Source organism: Paraburkholderia bannensis, assembly GCF_014200455.1.
GTDB classification, from domain to species: domain Bacteria; phylum Pseudomonadota; class Gammaproteobacteria; order Burkholderiales; family Burkholderiaceae; genus Paraburkholderia; species Paraburkholderia bannensis_A.
The window spans coordinates 1-6,072 of the sequence record NZ_JACHBW010000048.1 but is presented as its reverse complement, the minus strand read 5'-3'; the positions used below and the strand labels follow the sequence as shown (position 1 = coordinate 6,072).

At 61.5% G+C, this 6,072-nt stretch carries 3 protein-coding genes and 3 pseudogenes; 3 read left to right on the top strand and 3 right to left on the bottom strand.

The window, feature by feature from the left end:
• Positions 1–159: pseudogene (locus tag F4827_RS34555) on the top strand (IS110 family transposase); the annotation flags it as partial.
• 305 nt (positions 160–464) lie between these two features.
• Here F4827_RS34555 and F4827_RS34550 read toward each other — a convergent pair.
• Positions 465–1,746, bottom strand: a pseudogene (locus F4827_RS34550) (IS256 family transposase).
• 116 nt (positions 1,747–1,862) lie between these two features.
• Between F4827_RS34550 and F4827_RS34545 the strand changes: the two are divergent.
• Positions 1,863–2,081: pseudogene (locus F4827_RS34545) on the top strand (alpha/beta hydrolase); the annotation flags it as partial.
• Between the two features lie 157 nt (positions 2,082–2,238).
• Here F4827_RS34545 and F4827_RS34540 read toward each other — a convergent pair.
• Positions 2,239–3,510 (bottom strand): MFS transporter, encoded by a 1,272-nt coding sequence (locus F4827_RS34540; RefSeq protein ID WP_183733743.1) that lies wholly within the window; start codon positions 3,508–3,510, stop codon positions 2,239–2,241.
• Positions 3,511–3,706: 196 nt separating this feature from the next.
• Positions 3,707–4,633, bottom strand: a complete 927-nt coding sequence (locus F4827_RS34535; RefSeq protein WP_183733749.1) for a LysR family transcriptional regulator — start codon at positions 4,631–4,633, stop codon at positions 3,707–3,709.
• A gap of 567 nt (positions 4,634–5,200) precedes the next feature.
• Between F4827_RS34535 and F4827_RS34530 the strand changes: the two genes are divergently transcribed.
• Positions 5,201–5,921 (top strand): IS6 family transposase gene (locus F4827_RS34530; protein ID WP_260175573.1). Its coding sequence is split into 2 segments (ribosomal slippage): positions 5,201–5,277 and positions 5,276–5,921, totalling 723 coding nucleotides; the frame shifts between segments, so codons are not numbered across the junction.
• Positions 5,922–6,072: the final 151 nt, after the last annotated feature.

Genomic DNA, 6,072 nt, shown 5'->3' with positions numbered 1-6,072 from the left:
GAATGCAAGAGCGGCTGGCTACATGGCCTGCTGCAGCGGCGAAACGCGAATGTCGCTGCGGTTGCACTCGCGAACAAGAACGCGCGGATCGTCTGGGCGTTATTGGTCCACGGCCGCGAGTTTCACCCCGAGTACCACGCGCCTGCAGCGACTGCGTAAAGGTCAGCCGCATGCTTACCGCGTAGCTACCAGCAGGAGACTACCGCCGATTGCTCAGGCGATCATGACGTGATGGCGAGACAGGTTAGACCGTGGCCGGGAAACTCTGGGTACACCAGTGTGCGCAAAAGAGCACGCAAGACTGATGAGAGTCCGGTCAGCGCATTCCATCAGGGACCGCCGGCCTCGCGCCGGACAGTGAAGTCCGGATGCATGGCCGCAATCATTACCTGCCCTCCGTTACAAATGAGAGCTTGGCAAGCCGGGGGCGTCCATGCATGGTGTACGCGGGTCGGGCAGCATGATCAGGCGGCCAGCGCTTGAGGAGCCGGTGTGCTCTCGATCACCGGAGTGCCATCCTTGAAGGGAATGCCCTTCAGAAGCGGTTCGATCTTGTCGACGCCGCGGATCTTCCTCCAGGTCTGCTCGGCCGCTTCGATCAGCTTGAACGCCATCGCGAGGAAGGTCGAGCGCGACAGACAGTTGCGCGTGCGGCTTGTGCGATGGCGCACCGTCGCGAACGTCGATTCAATCGGATTCGTGGTCCGCACGTGCTGCCAGTGTTCGGCCGGGAAGTCGTAGAACGCGAGCAGTGCGTCGCGGTCTTTCGTGAGCTTCTCGACGGCCTTTGGGTACTTGGCCGCGCACGTGTCGACGAACTGGTTGAACGCGGCGATTGCGTCGGCTCTTGTCGCGGCATTCCAGATCTCCGCGAGCGCAGCCTTGGCCTTGCCGTGCTGCGATTTGGGCATGACGTTGAGAATGTTGCCGATCTTGTGGAACCAGCAGCGCTGGTGCCGTGTCTGCGGGAACACCTCTTCAAGCGCCGCCCACAGCCCCATCGCGCCGTCGCCGACGGCAAGCAGCGGCGGTGCCTGCAGACCTCGTTTCTTCAGGTCGAGCAGCAGCTCTTTCCAGGATTCCTTCGATTCGCGATAACCGTCGTTGAGCGCCACGCGCTCCTTGCTGCCGTCCGGTTTCACTCCGATGATCACCAGCAGGCACTGACCATCGGAATCCTCCGTGCGCGCCTGCGTGTGGATGCCATCGGCCCACCAGTAGATCCAGCGCGAGGCCGACAGGTCGCGCTTGCTCCACTTCTCGTACTCTTCTGACCAGGCGGCCTTCAGGCGGCTCACGACGCTCGCTGACAGCCCTTTAGCCTGCTCGCCAAGCAGCTCGGACAGTGCGTCGCCCATGTCGCCGGTTGAGACGCCTCGCAGGTACAGCCACGGCAGCGACGATGACACGCGCGGCGACTTGCGCACATAGGGCGGCACGATCATCGAATTGAACTTGATGCCGGAGGCCGAACGATCGCGGACCTTCGGCACCTGAACGGGCACCGGGGCCGACTGCCGTGACGATCTCGCGCGCTGGCAGGTAACCGTTGCGCACGGCCGCGCGCCGGCCATCGATCGTCTTCACATTCGAATACTGCTCGAGCATTGCCGCCAGTTCCGCCTCGATTGCCTGCTGGATGATCCGCCGCGCCCCTTGCTGGATCAGATCGTCCAGGCCGGGCGTACCCTTGATGTCTGCTTCTGCTGTTTGACTGCCGCTCGTATCCTGCGTATGTTTCGCCATGGTGGTGGAGTTCGATTGAGGAAGTGTTACCGTGAGAAGCAACATTCTCCTTCAATCGCCACCGCCTTCTCCTGCCTCATCCCTACGCCGCATACACCACTTTCAACGATAGCTCGCTCGAAGCGCGGCTGGCGAAGGCGTCGACTATTTCTGTTCCGACCATCACCATGGAAGGCGACGCCAACGGCGCACCGCATCCCGAGCCGGCCGCGTATGCGAAGAAGTTTACTGGCAAGTATGCGCATCGGAACATCGGCGGTGGCATCGGGCATAACCTGCAGCAGGAAGCGCCGAAGGCATTTGCCGATGCTGTCGTCGATGTCGCCTGTCTTTAATTGGAATGAAGCAGTCTGACGAATTCAAGTCGCCGACCGTCTCCGGGCGGCCTAGGACAATGCAGACGAGCGTAAAAGATTCACGCCGGTATGGCTGTGGCGCTGGCAGCACCCTCATTGCAGCGCACCGCACCGACCCTTCGCTAGCCGGAGACGATCACGCATGCATTGATTGATTACGTACAACCTGACCGAGCACGGCACAAGCAACTAACAGCGAGCCGGTGACGAAGAACACAGCGTGCAGACCGAGGTGGACACCTATCAATCCACCAATCACCGGCCCGATAACCTGACCGGCGAATTGGGCCGACTGTAGATATCCGAGCATCGTTCCCGACTGCTGTTCACTGGACGCATGCCGAACCAGCTTCGCAATCGACGGCAGCAGCCCAGCCAGCGTCATGCCCATCAAACCGCGCAGGAGCGCCAGTTGCCACCACTGCGTGACGAACGCTTGCGGCACCAGGATGAGGCCGGTCAACACGAGGCAACCGATAATCACGTTCCAGCTACCGATCCGGTCCGCCAGTGCGCCAAGCCGTGCCGCAGTCAACATGCTGCCGAATGCCGAGCATGCCATAACGATACCGGCAGTGCGGGCCAGATGGTCCGTTGGCACATTCAAGTGCGCGATATACACAGTGATGATCGGCTCGATCGACATGTTGGCGAGCAGGACCATCATCGCCGTGAGCAACAGCGCGACCATCACGGTGCGGTTGGCCAGCTTTGGCGACGCGGGGTGGGTCGAAGCACGCGCTTTGGCATCCGCCTCGGGATGGAAATCTTCTCGTACAAACAAGATCGTCAACAACGCGGCGACTGCGATCATGGCACCCCCGGCGAAGAACGTACTGCGAATACTGATCAACGAGGGCAGCAGACCGCCGACCAGCGGACCCGCGAGACTGCCGGCCAGCGAGCCGGTTGACAGAATGCCGAGTGCCCACCCCGCGCGTTCGCGCGGCGCCTGGGTGCCGATCATCACAATCGACGCCGATGCATATCCGCCGATCAATCCGGCCAGCAACCGCAACACCACCAGCTCGGTCACGTTGTGCGCCATGCCGATCAACGACATTACAATCGCCATGCCGACCGCCGCTCTCACGAGCATCGGCTTGCGCCCATAACGATCGGCCAGACGTCCCCAGAGCGGCGCCGTGACGGCCGTGCCGAGAAAGGTCGCGCCGAACGCCACGCCTGACCATTGCACGATCGCAGCCTGCGAAGTCACGCCCAGTTGCTGCACATAGAGCGGCAGAAACGGCAGCAACATGCTCAGACTGACGAGCGTGGTAAACGAGCCGAACACGCAAATGAACAGATTGCGGCGCCAGTAGAGGATATTTCGTGTGGCGTAGCTGGTGGTGGCCGCGAATCCGGCCCCGACCCCACTGGGCACCACATTGGCTGGCTGATTCATAAAGCCCCCCGCGATTCGGTGCGCATTCGTGCACCGGCGATCCGCATCACTTGCTGTTCCGAGTCCATTGCCTGCTCCTTGCGCTAGGCGCTGCAGCCAGGTTTGGCTGCAGCCATTACCAATGGAAACGAGTTTAGGGACGAACACGCGGCGAGAGAATCGCCGCCGCGCGGCAGCTATTCTTCCGCGATGCGGTTCAATCCGCGTCGGTGATCGCTTTGAGCGCGCTGAAACGGGCGCGCGGACGCGGTACCGCGAAGTCGACGAAGGCCCGGACTTTCGGCACCGCGAGACGGCCTTGCGGCGTGAGCAGATGAACGGGGAGCGGCGCCTGCTCGTAACTGGTCAGCACGATCTTCAGCGAAGCTTCGCGGACCTGTTCGGCGACGTGATACGAAAAGAGCCGCGTGACGCCGTATCCGTCAACGGCGGAGGCCACCGCGCCCTGCACGCTGTTGACGATCAGCCGCGGCGTGAAGTGCACCGTTTGTGGCGCGGCCGAATTGTTCGACGCCGGAAAACTCCACGAATCGACGCCAAAGTGCGTCATCGAAATGATCCTGTGTTGCGCGAGATCGGCGGGTTCCTTCAGACGCGGGTATTTGGCGAGATAGCCTGGAGCGGCGGCCACCACCCGGCGTACTTCGCCGACCGGTGTCGCGATCAGCGTCGAATCGGCCAGGTGGGCAATGCGCAGCGCGACGTCGATGCCCTCGTCGATCAGGTTGGCAGGGCGGTCGAGCAGGTAGAGGCGCGCGGTGACGTCCGGGTACAGGTCCACAAACTCGTCGAGCAGAGGCCGCAGAAAGTCCTGACCGGCGGCTACGGGCGCGGTCAGCGTCAGCGTGCCGCGCGGCGCCGCGCGCTCGCCGGCAATAATCAGATCGGCTTCTTCGAGGTCGGTCAGGATTTGCCGGCATGAGGCGGCGTAACGCTCACCGGCTTCGCTCAGCTTGATCGTGCGCGTGGTGCGATGCAGTAGCGCCATGCCGACATGTGCTTCGAGAAACGCAATGGCCCGGCTCACGGCGGCGGCCGAGCGCCCGAGCCGCCGGCCTGCGGCGGCAAGGCTGCCCTCGTCGAGGGCGGTCACGAACACCTTCATCGCATCGATTCGATCCATTACGGTTAATCCGTTAGGGAGGGAAGAGGTGACAGCGTCGCGCGGAGCGGAGCCGAGCGTCTCGACGAGAAAATCGACGAAGCGTCGCACCCGCAACAAAAGATCGCGTAGCCGCACGAACGGCCGCGAGGCGCCTCCGGTTGCTGGCGACACCTCCACCAGACCACCTCTGGCCATCTCGTGCTCAACGACGAAACGATACGTCTGGAAGAGCTCCGCGCCGCTGCGCGCCAACGTCACGCCACCGAGTACATCTCCCGCGCTCGAATAGCCGTCGTCGGTGAAATGCTCCTGCACTTGCCCCTCGCTTTTGAACGACCACGGAACCTTGCGGCCACTCCTCGGCCGGTCGAACTGAATGCAATCGTGGCGTGTGAGGTCGTCGACCGACGACGGCGTCCCGGTTCACGACAGATAAGCGCTGGCCACCACACCCAGTTCGCGTCTTCGAGCTTGTGGGCAATCAGATTCGATTCGCTCCGCGTGTTCCGCGAATGGCCAGATCGAGGCTCTGTCGCGATAACGCGCTGCGCTAGAATTGGCATTTTTCCACGAATCACGAACGAGATGGGCAAGACGAAGAAGTCATCGCGCGCGACCTTGCCTGCGGATATCAGTAAGGTTCTCAAGCGGCTGCACTACGTTGGACGTGATTCTGCTGTGTGTTCGCTGGTACGTGGCGTACTCGCTGAGCCTGCGCAACCTCGAAGAGATGATGGCCGAGCGGGGTATTGAGGTCGACCACTCGAGTGTGCACCGGTGGGTCGTCAAGCTCGTGCCGTTGTTTGAAAAGGCATTTCGGCGAGTCAAGCACCCGGTCGGCAGGAGCTTGCGTATGGACGAGACCTACATCAAGGTCAAAGGTCAATGGAAGTACCTGTACCGGGCCGTCGACAAGGAGGGAAACACGGTCGATTTCCTTTTGCGGGCCCATCGTGACAAGCCGGCTGCGCGTCGGTATTTCGAGAAGGCGATCGCCCAGAACGGTGAACCCGAGATTGTCACCGTGGACAAGAGTGGCGCCAATCTGGCCGCGCTCGAAGCGCTCAACGCGGGCCGGCCGACGCCAGTCAAGATTCGGCAGAACAAGTATCTGAACAACGTCATCGAGCAGGACCATCGTGCCATAAAACGCATCATCAGGCCGATGATGGGCTTCAAGAATTTCCGCAGCGCACGCATCATCCTGTCCGGCATCGAGATCATGCACATGATCCGCAAAGGGCAGATGCGGGGCGACGGCGGTACAAAAACCGCAGCAGATCAGTTCTATTCGCTGGTCATGTAAGCATTCCTACTAATTCGAAAATTCTATCGTCTCGTTTTTGTTATCGCGACACAACCTTTCCACAAGCGCATTGAATCCGGATCGCGGTTGAACCCGTTCCGGTTGCCCGAATGACGTACTCACGGCACTACGCATTCGGCTGGTTTCTCCG

What these genes read in the sequence shown, in the direction of transcription:
- F4827_RS34540 (WP_183733743.1), bottom strand. Translation starts at nt 3,510, where the DNA reads ATGAATCAGCCAGCCAATGTGGTGCCCAGTGGGGTCGGGGCCGGATTC.
- F4827_RS34535 (WP_183733749.1), bottom strand. Translation starts at nt 4,633, where the DNA reads ATGGATCGAATCGATGCGATGAAGGTGTTCGTGACCGCCCTCGACGAG.